At 70.4% G+C, this 16098-nt stretch carries 13 protein-coding genes and 3 tRNA genes; 6 read left to right on the forward strand and 10 right to left on the reverse strand.

Annotated elements, in window-relative coordinates; genetic code table 11:
- Nucleotides 1-36: 36 nt before the first annotated feature.
- Entirely contained in the window at nt 37-1062 is a 1026-nt protein-coding gene (locus SK854_RS06655; protein ID WP_319974101.1) for an ABC transporter permease, read from the reverse strand.
- Nucleotides 1059-2567 (reverse strand): sugar ABC transporter ATP-binding protein, encoded by a 1509-nt coding sequence (locus SK854_RS06660; protein ID WP_319974102.1) that lies wholly within the window; start codon nt 2565-2567, stop codon nt 1059-1061. The genes SK854_RS06655 and SK854_RS06660 overlap by 4 nt, the downstream gene beginning before the upstream one ends.
- A gap of 275 nt (nt 2568-2842) precedes the next feature.
- On the opposite strand from SK854_RS06660, the gene SK854_RS06665 reads away from it, so the two are divergent.
- Both SK854_RS06665 and SK854_RS06670 read left to right on the forward strand, forming a co-directional pair.
- The gene (locus tag SK854_RS06665) at nt 2843-3145 is read left to right on the forward strand and encodes a hypothetical protein (protein ID WP_319974103.1); all 303 of its coding nucleotides are present in this window, start codon (nt 2843-2845) and stop codon (nt 3143-3145) included.
- A gap of 110 nt (nt 3146-3255) precedes the next feature.
- Entirely contained in the window at nt 3256-4062 is an 807-nt protein-coding gene (locus tag SK854_RS06670) for a hypothetical protein (RefSeq protein ID WP_319974104.1), read from the forward strand.
- 2 nt (nt 4063-4064) lie between these two features.
- Here the strand turns inward: SK854_RS06670 and SK854_RS06675 are convergent.
- Nucleotides 4065-4140, reverse strand: a tRNA-Cys gene (locus tag SK854_RS06675).
- A 25-nt stretch (nt 4141-4165) separates the two neighbouring features.
- On the opposite strand from SK854_RS06675, the gene SK854_RS06680 reads away from it, so the two are divergent.
- A complete protein-coding gene (locus tag SK854_RS06680; RefSeq protein ID WP_319974105.1) occupies nt 4166-5551 on the forward strand; it encodes a vWA domain-containing protein in 1386 nt (461 codons plus the stop codon).
- Complete coding sequence (locus SK854_RS06685) at nt 5548-7323, forward strand: AAA family ATPase (protein WP_319974106.1); 1776 nt, start codon at nt 5548-5550, stop codon at nt 7321-7323. Before SK854_RS06680 ends, SK854_RS06685 begins: the two co-directional genes overlap by 4 nt.
- On the opposite strand, the gene SK854_RS06690 is transcribed toward SK854_RS06685, so the two are convergent.
- From SK854_RS06690 to SK854_RS06710, 5 genes are all read right to left on the reverse strand, one after another.
- Entirely contained in the window at nt 7320-8429 is a 1110-nt protein-coding gene (locus SK854_RS06690) for a leucine-rich repeat domain-containing protein (protein WP_319974107.1), read from the reverse strand. The genes SK854_RS06685 and SK854_RS06690 overlap by 4 nt on opposite strands.
- Entirely contained in the window at nt 8423-9751 is a 1329-nt protein-coding gene (locus tag SK854_RS06695) for an SDR family NAD(P)-dependent oxidoreductase (RefSeq protein WP_319974108.1), read from the reverse strand. The genes SK854_RS06690 and SK854_RS06695 overlap by 7 nt, the downstream gene beginning before the upstream one ends.
- A gap of 4 nt (nt 9752-9755) precedes the next feature.
- Nucleotides 9756-9828 (reverse strand) — tRNA-Ala (locus SK854_RS06700).
- A 7-nt stretch (nt 9829-9835) separates the two neighbouring features.
- A tRNA-Trp gene (locus SK854_RS06705) sits at nt 9836-9909 on the reverse strand.
- 35 nt (nt 9910-9944) lie between these two features.
- Nucleotides 9945-10712 carry a methyltransferase gene (locus SK854_RS06710; protein ID WP_319974109.1) on the reverse strand — a complete coding sequence of 256 codons (768 nt, stop codon included), beginning with the start codon at nt 10710-10712 and terminating at the stop codon, nt 9945-9947.
- Nucleotides 10713-11074: 362 nt separating this feature from the next.
- Between SK854_RS06710 and SK854_RS06715 the strand changes: the two genes are divergently transcribed.
- Both SK854_RS06715 and SK854_RS06720 read left to right on the forward strand, forming a co-directional pair.
- Nucleotides 11075-11911 (forward strand): hypothetical protein, encoded by an 837-nt coding sequence (locus tag SK854_RS06715; protein ID WP_319974110.1) that lies wholly within the window; start codon nt 11075-11077, stop codon nt 11909-11911.
- The gene (locus tag SK854_RS06720; RefSeq protein ID WP_319974111.1) at nt 11908-12219 is read left to right on the forward strand and encodes a transcriptional regulator; all 312 of its coding nucleotides are present in this window, start codon (nt 11908-11910) and stop codon (nt 12217-12219) included. The genes SK854_RS06715 and SK854_RS06720 overlap by 4 nt, the downstream gene beginning before the upstream one ends.
- 2 nt (nt 12220-12221) lie before the next feature.
- Here the strand turns inward: SK854_RS06720 and SK854_RS06725 are convergent, their stop codons facing one another.
- Both SK854_RS06725 and SK854_RS06730 read right to left on the reverse strand, forming a co-directional pair.
- Nucleotides 12222-12905: a DUF899 domain-containing protein gene (locus SK854_RS06725; protein WP_319974112.1), complete on the reverse strand. Its 684-nt coding sequence runs from the start codon at nt 12903-12905 to the stop codon at nt 12222-12224.
- 37 nt (nt 12906-12942) lie between these two features.
- Nucleotides 12943-16059 carry a GH92 family glycosyl hydrolase gene (locus SK854_RS06730; protein WP_319974113.1) on the reverse strand — a complete coding sequence of 1039 codons (3117 nt, stop codon included), beginning with the start codon at nt 16057-16059 and terminating at the stop codon, nt 12943-12945.
- Nucleotides 16060-16098: the final 39 nt, after the last annotated feature.

Below are 16098 nucleotides of genomic sequence, written 5' to 3' on the forward strand. Positions count from 1 at the left end.
GTCTCCTCGGGTGGCGGCGGTCGTGGATGCGGCGCGTCAAGCGCCGCTGCGTCGGGCCAGCCGCTGCTGGAGGAGGACGGCGACCACGATGATCGCGCCCTTCGCGACGGCCTGGGCGGAGATGGAGAGGTTGTTGAGGGTGAACACGTTCGACAGCGTGGTGAAGATCAGGACGCCGAAGACGGTGCCCGCGATCGTGCCGCGACCGCCGGACAGCAGCGTGCCGCCGATCACGACCGCGGCGATCGCGTCGAGTTCGTACAGGCCGCCGTGGGTCGCACTGCCGGTCGTGGTGCGGGCGATGAGCATGGCGGCGGCCAGCCCGCAGCACAGACCGAGCAGCGCGTAGAGCAGGACGGTGTGCCGCCGCACGTCGATGCCCGCCAGCCGGGCCGCCTCCGGGTTGCCGCCCACCGCGAACGTGCGGCGGCCGAACGTGGTGCGGTTGAGCAGCACCCATCCGGCCACCGCGACCACCGCGAAGATCACCACGAGCACCGGTACCCCCAGCACCGATGCGTCGAAGAACGCGGCGAAGCCCGGCACGTTCACGATCTGCGTCTTGCGGTTGGAGATGATCTCGGCGAGACCGCGGGCGGCGGCCAGGCTCGCCAGGGTCGCGATGAACGCCACGACCCTGCCGTAGGCGATGAGCATGCCGTTGACCAGCCCGCACGCCCCGCCCACCAGCAGCGCGGTGAACACGATGACGATCCAGTGCGTGTCGTTGGCGATGCCTTGGGTGGCAAGGGTCGTCGCCCACACCGAGGACAGCGCGACGATCGCGCCGACGGACAGGTCGATCCCGCCGCCGGTGATCACGAACGTCATGCCGATGCTCACGACACCGATCACCGCGGCGAGCCGCAGGATGGTCAGCACGTTGTCGACGTCGGCGAACCGGTCGCCCGCGGTGATCACCCCGCCCAGGCACAGCAGGACCAGTGCGACCACGAGACCGGTGTTGCGTCCGGCCGGGGAGGCGAGCAGCGCCGAGACGCTCGACTCCTTGGCGACCGGGGTGTGCTGGGGCGCGGCCACTGCGGCGGTGTCCTCGCTCATGCTGCGTGTCCTTCCATGACCAGGTCGAGGACCCGGGACTCGTCGATCTCGTCGGCGGGGCCGTCGTGGACCACCCGGCCCTCGCGCACCACCAGGACCCGGTCGGCCAGGCCCAGGACCTCCTCGACGTCGCTGGACACGACGACGACGGCCACGCCGGAGTCCGCCAGCGCGCGGATGAGCTCGTAGATCTCGCTGCGCGCGCCCACGTCCACGCCGCGGGTGGGTTCGTCCAGCAGCAGCACCCGGCACTCCCGCAGCAGCCACCGCGCGAGCACGACCTTCTGCTGGTTGCCACCGGACAGTCCGCGCACCACGCGGTCGACGCCGGCCGGCCGGACGTCCAGCGTCTCGGTGAGCTGGGCCGAGCGGACGCGTTCAGCCCGGTCGTCCAGGAACCCGAAGCGGGCGAACGACGACATCGACGAGACGGTGATGTTGCGGTACACGGCCTGGTCCAGCAGCAATCCCTGGCTCTTGCGCTCCTCGGGACACAACCCCATGCCCGCGCGCACGGCCACGCCGACACTCCCCCTCCGCAGCCGTTTTCCGTCGACCTCGACGGTGCCTTCGGCCGCCTTGCGCGCCCCGTAGATCGTCTCCAGGATCTCCGAGCGGCCCGACCCGACGAGCCCCGCGAGCCCGACCACCTCCCCCGCGCGGACCGTGAGGTCGACGTCGCGGAAGCGGCTCTTGTCGGCCAGCCCGCTCACCTTCAGCACTTCCGGTGCGGCCGGGTCGACGGGTTTCCGTTGCGGGAACACGTTGTCCAGCACGCGCCCGGTCATCAGCCCGATCAGCTCGGAGGTCTTCACCTCGCGTGCGGGCAGACCGGTGGCGACGGTGCGGCCGTCCTTGAGCACGGTGACCCGGTCGCCGATCTCCCTGATCTCCGCCAGGCGGTGCGAGATGTAGACGACGGCCACGCCCTGCGCGGTGAGCTCCCTGATGACCCCGAACAGGACCCGCACCTCGTCCGGGTCCAGCACGGCCGACGGCTCGTCCATGATCAGCAGCTGCCCGTCCAGCGACAGCGCCCGCGCCATGCTCACGACCTGCTGGTGCGCCACGGACAAGCGGCCGACGTCGCGGTCGGGCGAGATCTCCGGGTGCCCCAGCCGGGCGAGCAGCGCGCGGGTCCGGCGCCGTGCGTCCGCCCGCCGCGTGAAGCCCGCGGTGGACAGTTCGTGGCCGAGGAACACGTTGTCGGCCACCGACAGGCCGCTCACGAGGTCGAGCTCCTGGTAGATGGCGGCCACCCCGCTGCGCATCGCGGCGGTCGGGTTGCCGAACGACACGACCTCGCCCCGCCAGCGGATCTCGCCCTCGTCGGGACGGTGCGCGCCGGACAGCACCTTGATCAGCGTCGACTTGCCGGCGCCGTTCTGCCCGAGCAGGCAGTGCACCTCACCCGCGCGGACGTCGAAGTCCACCCCCTGCAGGGCCATCACGCCGGGAAAGCGCTTCACCAGACCCTGGACCGACAACAGTGCCGCGGCCGTCATCCGGTCACTCCGGTCCACAGCCGAAAAGGCGCGCGGCAACGCGCGGGCGAGCTCACCATTGAGTCCTCCGGGGCCCCGGCAACCGTTGTGCCATCAGGGGAATTCGGTCTAGCGGACTCTCAAGCTAATTCGCCGGTTTTGTCCCGGCAAGAAGGTGGCAGTGGCACATATCGGCCAACTTTTTCCTTGACCCGGCGGACCCTCCCATCCACATCCCGTCGACAAACGGTCGACCGCCGCAGTGCACCGTGCGTCCGTCACGGGAGGAGACACCAATGGCGGCACTGCAACCTGGGTTCGTCCGGACGTACGCGCACAAGAAGGTCGTGATCCTGACGACGGGCTTGAACATCGGCGACGAGGACGCCGTGCTGATCGCCCCGCTCATCGCGGCCAAGCCGCCCGCCACCACTCGCGGGGTCGAGGTGAAGACCGGCTACGGCAGGCGCTGGGTGCTGATCGGCCGGCTGAACACCGTGAAACCCGCCGGTCTGATCACCGTCTGGAAAGGCCCGGACCGCCTCAAGCCGGACCAGATGAAGATCGTCCTGCAGGAGCTCGACAAGTTCCCCAAGTAGAGCCGGGCGCCTGCCCTTCCGCCTGACCTCCGGCGGCGTAAATCCGGCGCGACCGCACCGCGCACTCTGCGATACTTCCGGCTGTGAACAGGGGGAACAACCTGCCGGGAATGCATTTCCTGCTCTCGCTGATCGAACCGCGGGACGCGGGTGCGGTCCGGGGGCGGCTCGGCATCGGCGAGCCGGAACAGCACGCTGTCGACCGCGCGGCGCAGGAGCTGGAGCGGCTGCGGGCGCCGCGGTCGGTGCTGCTGTGGATGCTCGAGGAGGACGATCCCTGGACGAACCGCGTGGTGTTCCACCACTCCGGTACGCCGGACTCGGTCAAGCGCGACATCCTGCACGGTGTGCCGTTCGGGGACGCGGAGGGGTGGCTGACGATGGCCGCGCACTGCCGGGATCCGTTCTGTTCCCACAAGGCGCCGGAGATCCAGGTCGGCCCGCACGGTGTGGTCGGCGGGCTGCGGGCGGCTCGGACGTTGGGGGTGGCCAGGGCCGCGGCACGGGCGGTGGGCCGCGGTGACTGGGCCGCCGTCGCCGATGCGGACCGGGTGGAGCCGCTGCCCGGCTACGCGCGCTGGGCGCTGACCGAGCGGATCGACTGTCCGCCGGACTTGCGCGCGCAGTTCGGGTCGCATCCCAAGTTCGCCCATCGGCTGCGGCAGGCGGGCATCGTCGAGCCGGCGGAGTACGTCGAACTGACCAGGCCGCCACACGAGGTGCTGGGGGTGCTGCACTTCGGTCGTCTGCTGTTCCCGCGCCGCGCGCGGGAAGCCGCCGCGCTGCTGGCGCCGTTGGTGCACGCCGAGTTGCGTGCGAACCCGGACGCGTGGGCGGTGCTGGCGCGATTGCTGCCGACGTTCGCGGGAACGGTGCCGGAGCTGGTGAGGACCAGCGGGGCCGTCGCGCACGTGTGAGGTGACGGGCGGCTGGATTCGAACCAGCGTGCCCCACCTGTGCAGGGTGGTGCGTCTGCCTCTGCGCTACGGCCCGTCGGCACGAATCCTACTGGTGGGAGAAATGGGTTACCGGAAGCGGTTGCCGGTCGTCGACCTGACCGATCGGCGGGCACTGGTGCGCTGGCGTCCTGCCGCGGACTCGGTGATCGCCGAGGCGGAGCGGCTCAAGGAGGCCGCTCTGCTCGACTTCGGACTCACCGAGTCCGCGGTCGGCTCTTGGCTGTTCTCCAAGTGCCGCCACCAGATCGCCACGACGGCGGTCGACACCGCCGCGGTCGTGGCGTCCGGCGACGGCACGTGCCTGCTGCTGTTCAACCCGGACTTCTTCGCCGGCATCGGACTGGACGGCGTCAAGTTCGTGCTGTTCCACGAGGCCCGGCACCTGGTGCACCGGCACCTGTTCGTCGAGCAGGACCTGCGGGACGACCCCGTGTTCACGCTCGCGGCCGAGGTGGTGATCAACCACGTCGCGACGGTGCGGCTGGGTCGGGGACTTCCCGCTCTGGACGGGAAGCCGATCGGCATCGATCCGGCGGCGGTTCACGCGAAGTACGTCGAGGACCTGACCACGCATGGTCTCGTTCCGTTGGAGTACCAGGACTTCGTCGACACCGACATGACCGTCTACACCGAACTCAAGCGGATGAGGAACCCGCCCGTACCGGCACCGGTGTGCGTCCATCTGACCCACGAGATCCAGCTGGACCAGGAGACGGTCGACGCCGTCGTGTCGTCGGCACTGCTGAACTCGCTGCTGGCGGCGCGGCGGGGCAACGGCAACGCCGAGTCCGAACTGCTCGACCTGATGGGCCGCACCGAGGACGTGGCGGGCAAGGTGTGGGGGAACCTCGGCGCGGGCGCGTTGCGGGGCACGACGTCGCGGACCGGCAAGGTCGACTGGTGGCAGCGGTGGCTCGTCGACGTGCTCGGGTCGAAGCTGCGCGAGGGCGAACGTCTGGTGTACCCGAAGAAGCGCGGCGCGCTGCTGGCCGTGCTCGGGCACGACCCGATGCTGTCGCGGCGCGGACCGGTGCGGGACAAGGTGCTGGTCATCGCCTACGACACGTCTGGGTCCATGCCGTCGAGCGTCGTGAAGTGGATGACCGACCTGGTCGGCGGGATCGACGGTGTGCAGGCGCACTGGCTGGCCTTCGACGGCGTGGTGATGCCGTTCCGGCCGGGTGAGCCCGTGCTCGGCGGTGGCGGGACCAGCTTCCAGGCCGTGGTGGACCACGTCGAGGGACGCTCCGCGGTGGCCGGAAGACACTTCGAGGAGCGGCCGGACGCGGTCATCATGCTCACCGACGGCTTCGCACCGCACGTCACGCCCGCCGAGCCGGACAAGTGGATCTGGCTGATCACCGAGGGCGGCGACGACTGGCCCGACCACCACACACCACCCATGGCCTGCCACCGCGTGCGGCCCGTGACCGGAAGAAGCCGATGACCCCGAAGACCACCACGCGGTCGAAGCTGGCCGCGTTCATCGACGCGATGATCGACATCGGCCAGACCGGGCAGATCTTCGGCTCGCACGGCATCGGCAAGACCGCGACCTTCTTCTCCCACCTCGCCGAAGCGCACCCGGACACCGAGCTGGTGTTCGTGCCGGCGGCGAACCTCACCCCGGACGACCTGCTGATCAACGCGCCGGTGCGGGAGGACGACGGAGAGCTCGTGCTGCGCCAGCTGGTGATGAGCCAGCTGCGGCCGGGCAAGAAGTTCGTGCTGCTGATCGACGACTCGCTCCAGGCGGGCGAGACGATCCAGTCGCAGCTCATGCAGGTCGCGTGCAACTGGACGCTGGGCGAGTTCGACCTGCGCGAACTGGGCTGCGTCGGCGTGTTCCTGACCGACAACGAGTCGCTCGCCGAGACCTCGGCGAGGCGCAGCGACCTCGCGATCCTCGACCGCATGGTGACCGTGCGGATGACCGCGAACGACACCGCGTGGCGCACCAAGCTCGCGGGGCGGTACCGCGAGTGGGACCTGGGCCCGTTCTTCGGCGTGTGGAGCTCGCTCGGCCCAGAGCTGCGGGAGTTGTTGTCACCACGAACGATGGAGCACGTCCTGGCCAACGCCCGCGAAGGTTTCCCGTTGCGCTGGGCACTTCCGCTCGTCAACGGTGAGCGGCTGCGCCTGGAGGAGACGCGCGGCCGCAAGAGCGCCGACCGCACGCCGGAGATCCTGGACAGGCTCGCGGCCGCACTCGGTGTGCGCAATCCCGCCACCGTCCCGGATCCGGTGCGGCAGGTCCTCAAAGCCGCGCTGCGCAACCGCTGGAGCGTGCTGCTCCAGGGACCTCCCGGCTGTGGCAAGACCGAGCTGGTGCGCGAGACGATCCGGGCCGAACTGGGCCGCGACCCGCTGTACTTCTCGTTGCCCGTGACGAACGTCGAAGACCTCTGCGCGCCGCTGCCGACCTCCGACGGCACCCTGGTGAACCTCATGGCGCGGGCGTTCACCGGCCGCGACCCCAAGGCCATCGTGTGGGACGAGTACAACCGGCCCAAGGACAAGGCCGCGTTCGCCCGGCTGATGGAGATCACCCAGGAGTGGTCACTGGCCGGGCAGCCGATCGAGAACCTGCGCGCCCAGGTGGCGATCCAGAACCCGCCGTACCACCTGGGCCGCAAGCTCCTCGTGGCACGCAACAACATCGCGCAGGCGACCCGCTTCACCGCGTCGCTCGTGGTCGAGCCGTCCGACATCCCGGCGAACGAGTGGCTGATCCGCAAGTACGGCGGGGTGGCGGAGACCGTGCTGGAGTGGTGGAAGCACGACATCGACGACGAGGGCCGGGAGTGGATCACCAAGCGCACCATCGAGCGGCTCGTCAAGCTGCACGAGCGCGGACTGCCGCTGGAGCTGGCGACGATCTACCTCGGCGAGGGCGAGTACGCGCCCGTCCCGCTGACCGCGTTGATGGACCGGCTGACCAACCGGCCCGTCACCGGCCTCGGTGAGCTCGCCCGGCAGGTGCACCTGTGGGAGGAACGCCTGCGGGCCGAGTCGGCGTCGGCTGAGGGCGGCAACGACGGCGACGTCGTGCACCAGGTGCTGGCCAACGCCGAGCTGTCCCAGTTGCGTCGCCATCGCAAGGTCGTCACGCGGCTGGTCGCGCTGCTGCCGCCCAAGCTGCGGGCCACCTATCTCGTCGGGGTGGTGGAGGACCGGCAGCGGTTCTGGGTGGAGGTCTTCGCGAAGATGCCGCGTTAGTCGAGTGGCTGGCGGTGCACGCTGCGCACCGCCGCGACGTCCGCGGACACCGGCGGCCGCTGCGGTATCGCGGCACTCAACGCGTCGAGCCTGCGCCTGATGCTGCCCGCGACTCCCTTGCCCAGCACGAAACGGGTGGGGGTGGCCGCGCGCTGGGCGCCGTCGAGCAGCCGGTGAGCGGCTTGGCTACCGAGTCCGGTGTTGCTCAGCACCAGGTGCCGCAACCGATGTGGCCGTTGTGCCAACGCATCCGCGATGGCCGTCGTCGCCGCGGAGTCCAGGCGGTTGTCCTGCGCGCCCAGGACTCCGGCGGCCTTGACCCGTCCGAGATCGCACACTTCGACGCCGGCCTGTGCGGCGGCGGCGACCAGGCGGGCCGCGGTCTGTGGGCCGATTCCGTTGCTGGCCAAGGAGATTCGCCGCAGCCTGCCGGGGACGAGCACGTCGGCGATGGTGTGCGCGCCGTTGTCGCCCAACCCGGCCGCGGAGACGTACAGCTCGCTCACCGCGTCGGCGGCCAGCAGCGCCGCCAGGTGGGTCGCGCCGGCCGGGCCGAGCGGGTTGCCGCCGACGTAGAGCCGTTCCACGGGACGGCCCGCGGCGGCAGCGGTGATCATGGCGGCTGCCAGTCGTTGCACGGCCGTGGCGTCGAGGTCGGTCTGGACGAGATCGAGCGTGCGCAGCGACCGGGCGGACTCGACGAGCGCGGCCGCCGCGTCGCCGTCGCCGATCGGGTTGCGCTTGAGCCAGACGCCGGTCACCCTGCTCGCCTGCGGCGACATCCGCAGGTTGTCCGCGATGCGACAGGCACCGCCGGCCGTGATTCCGTTGCACCCCAGGTACAGCGTCTCGACCTCGCGTTCGACCGCTGCCCCCGCCACCTCGGCCGCGCCGTCGCCGAGACCGTCGGTGCCCAGCAGCAGGTGCTTGACCACGCCCGGCCGCAACGCCTCCGCCACCTGCGCCGCGCCGCCGGGCCCGAGGTCCTGCTTGCACAGGTCCAGCCTGCCGTCGGGAAGTGCGGTGCCGGTCGGGAAGTCCAGCCGCTCCCCCGCGGTCGTGCCGGTGCGCAGCCAGGCCAGCAGCGGCTCCAGCGGGCTCACCACGCCGCCTCCCGGTAGTCCTTGAGGAACACCCCGGCGACCGGTGCACCGGCCTCGCCTCGCACGATCGGGTCGTAGACCCGCGCCGCACCGTCCACGACGTCCAGCGGCGTGCGGAACCCGTGCTCCGCCAGCCGTGCCTTCTTCGGCGCCGGGTTCTCGTCGGTGATCCAGCCGGTGTCGACGGAGCACATGTAGACACCCTGGTCCGCGAGGTCGGGCCCGCTGGTGCGGGTCAGCATGTTGAGGGCGGCCTTGGCCATGTTCGTGTGCGGATGGCCGGAGGTCTTGTTCCGCACGGCGAACCGGCCCTCGACGGCGGTCACGTTGACGACGTACCGGCGCGGGTGCGGCGACGCCAGCAGCAACGGCAGCAACCGGTCGCACAACAGCGTCGGCGCGAGCGCGTTGACGAGTTGCGTCTCCAGCACCTCGGCCGCGTCGAGCTCGCCGACCCGTGCCGACCAGGAGTTGACCGGTGCGGTGTCGGGCAGCAGCCCGGCCTCGTCGATCTCCGCGAGCGCCAGCGCGCCGTGGCTCTGCTCCAGCGCGAGCATCGGGCTGAAACCCGGCGCCAGCAACACGTTCGACGGCACCCCGGTCTCACCGGCGATCAGCGCCGCATAGGACTCCGGCGGGCGGCGCACGGTCTGGGCGGCGTTGTTGACCAGGACGTCGAGCGGCCTGCCGTCCTCGCGCAGCGACTCGGTGAGACCGAGCACCTGACGCGGGTCACGCAGGTCGATGCCGACGAGCGTCAGCCGGTCCAACCACTCCTCGCTGCCGGGAGCCTCCTCGAACCGGCGCCGGGCGTCGCGCGGGAACCTGGTCGTGACCAGCAGCTCGGCCCCGTCCCGCAGCAGCATCAGCGCCACCTGGAAGCCGATCTTCACCCGCCCGCCGGTGAGCAGCGCCCTGCGCCCGGTCAGGTCGGCGCGCGCACCGCGGCGCTCGGTGTTCTCCCGCGCGCACGACGGGCAGAGCCGGTGGTAGAACGCGTCGGCGCGCTGATAGAAGTCCTTGCACACGTAGCAACGCCGAGCCCGCGACAGCTCGCGTGCGACGGCGTCCTCCACGGGCGGGAGCGGGGCGTCCTCACGACGGTCCAGCGCACCCGTGGCCGTCGCCGCGTCAACGGCCGCGTCGGCGCGAGCGTGCTCCTCGCCGCGCACCTTCCTGCGGTTCTTCCGGCCCTCGCGGGCGAACGACTCCGCGACCCGCTCGGCCTTCAGCCGCATCGGGTCGTCGGCAGGCAGCGCCCGCAATCGCGCGACGGTCTCGTGGAACGTCGCGAGGTCGGCCTCGGTGATCGTGCTGTCTCTCATCGTGCGGTCCCGGCCGGATTCGAACCGGCGTGGTCCACCCTGCAAAGGTGGTGCGACTGCCTCTGCGCTACGGGACCTGGCCTGCCGGGGCGGCCGGATTCGAACCGGCGTGTGCTGGATCTGGAGTCCGGTGCGACTGCCTCTGCGCTACGACCCCGGCATTGGCGCCATCGTATCCAGCGCGCTTCCCGTCCTAGCACGCGGTGAGGGCGTAGGCGGGCAACGGCACGTTGCCGCTCTCCCGCGCGGTCTGGCGGAGCAACTCCTTGGCCAGACCGTCCGGCGCCTCCTTCAGCGCGATGGAGATCTCCCAGTCCGCGTCCTGCAACGCGCTCGTGTCGACGTCACCGATCTGCTCGACCTGCCACCCGGCGCTGCCGAGCGCGGCGAGCAGGGTGGCGCGGGTCAGCGGCGCACGGACGTTGCCGTCGGTCTCGCCCATGCGGTCCTGGGCGAGCACGGCCAGCAGGTGCGGCACCTGGTCGGCGCGCTGGGGTTCCGGGTCCCACTCGGCGAAGCAGAGCCGCGCACCGAGCTCGCGGGCCTTCGCCAGGGTGCGTCCGAGCTGGTCGGCCGACGCGAAGTACCAGGAGCAGTGGGCGAGCACGACGAGGTCGTAGCCGGTGCCGACGTCGTCGGTGAGCGCGTCGGTCTCGTAGCGCATCTCGATGCGGTCGCCGAGCGGACCGTCGAGCAGGTGCCGCGCGGAGTCGCCGACCGTGACCGGAGCGCCGTACGCGGGTGGCGCGACGTCGGTGCCGACGACCCTCCCGTGTGGACCGACGAGGTCCGCGAGCACGGCGGTCATGTCTCCCTGGCCGCAGCCGATCTCCAGCACTCGCGCGCCGTCGGGAATCTGCCAGGTTCGCGCCAGCTCCAGGCGGTATCGGGTCTGCGTGACCTGAACGTCCGGGCTGACGGAGTGCGCCGCCATGAGGCGGGCGATTTCTTCGGGATTCATCGTGGCGGAGCGTAAGAGCGGGTGTCCGCGGGCGCATCTTGTTTCGGAACGATGCCGACCGGCCCGGCGGCGTGCGGTCGGGCTCCAGGCGTGCGCGCAGCGCCGGATACGCCTCCGCGCGGGCGAGGTCTTTCGCTCGGGGCGGATCAGGCACGCGGTCCAGCACCTCGCGCGGCTCACACCCACACCGGCATCCCGGCGAGTTCCACGCCTTCGATTGCACGGGTCAGGTGTCCAGAGTGGTCATCGGCCTCGTACCCGACAGCGAGCACCTGCACACGAGGCTGCCGGACGGCTCACCGGTTGACGAGTTTGGTTTGTGATGCAAACCTAATGGCATCACAGTCAACTTGGGGGACGAGATGACGAACGATCCGGCGGAACTGCTCGACGAACTGGCCGGCCTGCGCAAGCGGGCGCGCGACGACCGGCACGGCTACTGGTTCCCGTTGCTGCTCTTCGGGATCCTGTCGTTCGGCTCGATCCCGCTCTCCCAGCCCGATCCGCACCCGACCGACCACCTGGTCGACGGCGGGCCTGGCTGGTGGCTCAACCCGCTGATGCACCTCGGGACGACGTACGAGGTGACGCACCCGCTCGCACTCGAGCTGTACTGGCTCGGCGCGCTGGTCGCGGGGCTCGTCACCACGGTCTGGTGGTACCGGTGGCGGGCCCAGCGCGTCGGTGTGGAGACCTCGACCGGCACGTACGCCCAGGTCGCGCTGTTCGGCTCGGTCGCCGTGCTGCTCGGGATCCCGCTGAGCACCAGCCTCTTCTTCGAGTACAGGCTCTTCTACCCGTCGCTGCCCGTGGCCGTCGCCATCATGCTGGTGCTCCTGGGGCTGGCTCTGCTGGCCTTCCGGGTGCGGCGGGCCAGGCCGCTGTTCGTTTCGGTGGGTCTGGTGCTGGTGTCGATCGCGTTGTCGTTGCTGCAACTGCCCGGCATCGGCGTCGACCTGGGCATGGGCGGCATGGCCCAGTTCATGGTGATCGCGCTCGGCCTGTTCGCCCTCGCGTGGATCGAACGCAGCGTGGTGTGCTCGGTGATCGCGGCCGTGTTCGCGGTTGCGGTGCTGATCGTCAACAATTCGCCCATGAAGATCGACGCGTTGGGCAGCGCCCAGGACGTCTTCCTGCCCGCGACCGTCCTCGTGCTCGGTGGGCTGGGCGCGCTCGCCGCCCGCCGGTCCTCGTCATGAGCGAGCACCCCACAGCGGCGCTGGACGACGTCGTTCACCAGCGTCACCGGCTCGGCGTCCTGACCGTCGCGGCGGAGGTGAAGAGGGTGGAGTTCGGTTACCTGAAGTCCACCCTGAACCTCACCGCGGGCAACCTGTCGCGGCACATCACCGTGCTGGAGGACGCCGGGCTCGTGGTGGTCGAGAAGGGGTACGACGGCAAGCGCCCGAAGACCTGGGTCAGCATCACCGCCGCGGGACGCCACGCACTCGCCGTCGAGATGTCGGCACTGCGCGCTCTGCTGGAGCGCCACGGCAAATCCGACTGAGGTCAGCCCGCGTCCACTGGGGTGCCGTACTCGTCGTGGCGACGCCACCACTGGTACGGCGCCTCCTGCGGACAGCCCTCCGGCGAGTCCTCCCACTCCTCCTGACGGCCGAGCGGGGTGAGGTCGAGCAGGCTCCAGACGTTGCCGGTCTGCTCCGCCGAACGCGCGTTGGTGAAGTAGGTGCGGTAGACCTCGTCGCCCTCGCGGATGAAGACGTTGAGGCCGAAGTACTCCTCGACGCCGAAGTCCTTCGAGAACTCGTCCCGCGTCGTGTACCAGGGCACCTGGTCCCAGCCCATCCGGTGCCGGTAGCGCCTGATGTCGTCCTGCGGAGCGGCGGAGACCAGCACGAACGTGACGTCGCGGGCGTTGAGGTGGGCGAGGTGGCCGAGGTTGTCGGTGAACATCGCGCAGCCGCTGCAGCCGCCCTGCGGGAAGTCGGCGACGCCGGGCTCGAAGAAGTGCCGGTAGACGATCAGCTGGCGCCGCCCGTCGAACAGGGCGGGCAGGTCCACCGTCCCGTCCGGACCCTCGAAGGCGTACTGCTTCTCGACCCGGACCCACGGCAACCGGCGGCGCTGCGCTGACAGCGCGTCTTTCGCCCGCGTGTGCTCCTTCTCCTTGCGCAGAAGGTCCTCACGGGCCGCGGTCCACTCCTCGGCCGACACGACAGGTGGCGTCCTCACGCCTCGTCCGTACCCCGTGCCGGCCGTCCGGCAAACCTCAGCCGGTGCCGAGGGCGAACAGGTGGATCTGCTTGTCGGACGGCAGGGTCACGGCGGCGATCGTCCTGCCCTCCGGCGCGTCGAACGGCGCGGTGGCGAAGACGAACGCGGGGCCGGTGCCGCCCTGGTTCACGTTGCGGTAGCGGGGATGCGCGACCACGGTGTTGCCGAAGACGGGGTCGTTCGCGCTGCCGCCGGGCAGCACCCAGTCGCCGAACGACAGGTCGGCCTGGGCGGTCCCGCCGTCCGTGAAGGTGACGGTCGCGGTACCGCGGTGGTCGCCGTTGCTCGCCGCACCGACGAACACCAGGCGCCGAGGCTGACCTGCCACGGCGATGGTCTGGCCTTCGGCGGCGACGTTGTCCGGGCGCCCGGCAGGAGCGGCGGGCCAGGTGAACGCGGTGCCCGCTACCTCGACCCGCTTGCCGCCGGTCAGGCCCGCTTCGGCCAGGGCCTGGCGGGAGTAGCTGTTGCCGGCACCGTCCAGGTTGGCCTGCGACTTGGCGTCGTCGTCCGAGATGCCGGTGTTGTTGTACCGGGTGGCCAGGCTGCCTTCCGGTGCCACCAGAACGGTCACCGTGGTCGTGACCGTGCGGCGGTCGCCCTTGATGGTCACCGGGATGTCGTAGTAGCCCTCGGGCGCGGTCGCGCTGACCTGGAACTTCGCCTGGCCGTCCTCCAGGCGGAACCGCTGCGGACCGGTGACGGTGATCCCGGCGGGCGGGGCACTCGACACCGTGAGAGTGCGGTCCTTGCCCGCCAGTTTGCGCGCGGACACCGTGAACTCCGCGGTACCACCGGGCCTCACCGTGATCATGCTGTTGGCACTGGCCAGGAAGTCGTGCTCACCGTCGCGATAGGACGGTGGCGCCTCGTCGGCGTCCGTCGCCCAGCCGCGGTCCGGTGTGGTGCCGAGCTCGAAGTCGAGCCTGCCGCCGGTGCCGACGATGTCACGGGGCAGGCCGGTGCGCTCGTGGTCGCGGCCGTTGAGGTTCAGGTCCTGCACGTACATCGCGGTGGCGGAGGCCTTGGGCGCGTTGATGGTCAGGTCGCGGCCGGGCAGGTCGAGCACGATTCGGGGGAACAACGGGCTGTGCAGCGCCAGGTCGGACGTGCCGGGTGTGGCGGGATAGAGGCCGAGTGCGGCCCAGACGTACCAGGAGGACTGGGCGCCGAGGTCGTCGTTGCCGGGCTCGCCGTCCGGAGTGGCGTTGAACAGCGTGGTCATGATCTGGCGGACCACCTGCTGGGTGCGCCACGGCCGTCCGGTGTGGTTGTACAGCCAGGGAATGCCGAACGCCGGTTCGTTGCCCGCCCACATGTACGGCTCCAGCGGACCGGCGTTGAGCTTGGTGGTGAACGTGTCCAGCCGCGCCGCCACGGCGTCCCGGCCGCCCATCGCGGTGATCAGGCCCGCCGGGTTGTGCGGCACCATCCAGCTGTACTGCACCGAGTTGCCCTCGTCGAACCCGTCCTGGCCGAACCCGCCGCCGGGCGAGAAGGCCGGACCGTCCGGGAACCGCCCGTCGCCGTCGCGCGGCTGGACGTGGGAGGTGGCGGGGTTGAACAGGTTCTGCCAGTTCTGGCCGCGCCGGGTGAACTCCGCGGCGGTCTTGCGGTCACCGGCGGCCTTCGCGAGCTGGGCGATGGCGAAGTCGTCGATCGACCACTCCAGCGTGATCGAGGCACCGACCCGGTTGTGGTCGCCGCGCGCGGCGTCGGTGTTGGGCAGGTAGCCGCGCTTCACGTACTCGGCGATGCCCGGCCGTTCCTGGTAGGCGCCGGGCGTGGTGTCCACGCTGGTCGCGCCCTTGACCAGGTACTGGAGCGCGGTCTTGAGGTCGAAGTCGCGCGCGCCGTACGCGTACAGGTTGGCGATCAGCGGGACGGAGCTGTCGCCGGTCATCTGCGCGGTGTAGTCGTTGGCGAGCGGCCAGCGCGGCCACCAGCCGCCCTGCACGGCATCGTTCACGAGCGACTGCGCCATGTCACTGGCTTCGCGCGGCCACAACATGGCATGCAGCGGGGCCAGGCTGCGATAGGTGTCCCAGTCGGAGAAGTTCGCGTACTGGGTGCGTCCGGCCGGCAGCGTGTGGATCTGGTCGTCGAAGCCGATGTAGCGGCCGTCCACGTCGTTGAACGTGTTGGGGTGCATCAACGAGTGGTACAGAGCGGTGTAGAAGGTCTTCAGCTCACCGGTGTCCGTGCCCGCGACCCGGATCTTGCTCAGCTCGGTGCGCCACTTCGCCCTGGTGTCCGCGCGGACCTGGCCCGCGTCCCAGTGCGGGATCTCCTGCGCCATGTTCCGCTTCGCACCGTCCACACCGACGAACGACAGCGCCACCTTGGCCTTGACCTGACCCGCGGGGAAACTCAGGTACGCGCCCGCCTTCGGGGCTTCGACCCCACCGCTGCCGGGACTGATCGCGTTGCCGTCCCACGTGCCCTTGGCGGTGAACGGCCGGTCGAAGGTGATGGCGTAGTAGACGGTGTACTTGTTGGCCTTGCCGCAGAAACCGCCGGTGCTGGCCGAACCGGTGACCGTGGTGTCGTTCTCGATCCTCACCTCGGCCGCCGAGTTGCCCGACAGACTCGCGCCGCCCTTGACCAGGACGTGGCCGTCGGCGGGCAGTGTGAACGTGGCCAGGCCGGTGCGGGTGGTGGCGGTGAGCTCGGCCCGGACCTTCGAGTCCTCCAACGTCACCGCGTAGTAGCCGGGCTCGCCCTGCTCACTGGTGTGCTGGTAGCGCTCGACCCGGTCCCAGGGCTTCTCCCCCAGGTCACCGGTGATCGGCAGGATCGGCACGTCGCCGAACGCGGTACACCCGACGCTCGCGTGCGTGAGGCTGAAACCTCGGATCTTTTCGTTGTGGTACTGGTAGCCGGCGTAGGAGCCCAGGGTGTCCGGCGAGAACTGCATCATGCCGAACGGCACCGCCGGACCGGGAAAGTTGTTGATCTCACCGGCGGCGGCGTTGGCCAAACCGGTGCCGATGAACGGGTCCACGTACGCCGTGGGGTCGGAGACCAGCGGGGGCACCGGGTCCGCGGCGGCGACCACCGGAGCCGCGAGCACCAGCGCGGCCGCCATCACTACCAGTCCCCTGAAGCCCATAGATCGGAACTTTCCGCAGACCTACCACGCTGTCAACGT

Origin of the sequence: Lentzea sokolovensis (assembly GCF_033949975.1) — a bacterium.
GTDB lineage: Bacteria > Actinomycetota > Actinomycetes > Mycobacteriales > Pseudonocardiaceae > Lentzea > Lentzea sokolovensis.

What these genes read in the sequence shown, in the direction of transcription:
- SK854_RS06655 (WP_319974101.1), bottom strand. Translation starts at nt 1,062, where the DNA reads ATGAGCGAGGACACCGCCGCAGTGGCCGCGCCCCAGCACACCCCGGTC.
- SK854_RS06660 (WP_319974102.1), bottom strand. Translation starts at nt 2,567, where the DNA reads ATGACGGCCGCGGCACTGTTGTCGGTCCAGGGTCTGGTGAAGCGCTTT.
- SK854_RS06665 (WP_319974103.1), top strand. Translation starts at nt 2,843, where the DNA reads ATGGCGGCACTGCAACCTGGGTTCGTCCGGACGTACGCGCACAAGAAG.
- SK854_RS06670 (WP_319974104.1), top strand. Translation starts at nt 3,256, where the DNA reads ATGCATTTCCTGCTCTCGCTGATCGAACCGCGGGACGCGGGTGCGGTC.
- SK854_RS06680 (WP_319974105.1), top strand. Translation starts at nt 4,166, where the DNA reads ATGGGTTACCGGAAGCGGTTGCCGGTCGTCGACCTGACCGATCGGCGG.
- SK854_RS06685 (WP_319974106.1), top strand. Translation starts at nt 5,548, where the DNA reads ATGACCCCGAAGACCACCACGCGGTCGAAGCTGGCCGCGTTCATCGAC.
- SK854_RS06695 (WP_319974108.1), bottom strand. Translation starts at nt 9,751, where the DNA reads ATGAGAGACAGCACGATCACCGAGGCCGACCTCGCGACGTTCCACGAG.
- SK854_RS06710 (WP_319974109.1), bottom strand. Translation starts at nt 10,712, where the DNA reads ATGAATCCCGAAGAAATCGCCCGCCTCATGGCGGCGCACTCCGTCAGC.
- SK854_RS06715 (WP_319974110.1), top strand. Translation starts at nt 11,075, where the DNA reads ATGACGAACGATCCGGCGGAACTGCTCGACGAACTGGCCGGCCTGCGC.
- SK854_RS06720 (WP_319974111.1), top strand. Translation starts at nt 11,908, where the DNA reads ATGAGCGAGCACCCCACAGCGGCGCTGGACGACGTCGTTCACCAGCGT.
- SK854_RS06730 (WP_319974113.1), bottom strand. Translation starts at nt 16,059, where the DNA reads ATGGGCTTCAGGGGACTGGTAGTGATGGCGGCCGCGCTGGTGCTCGCG.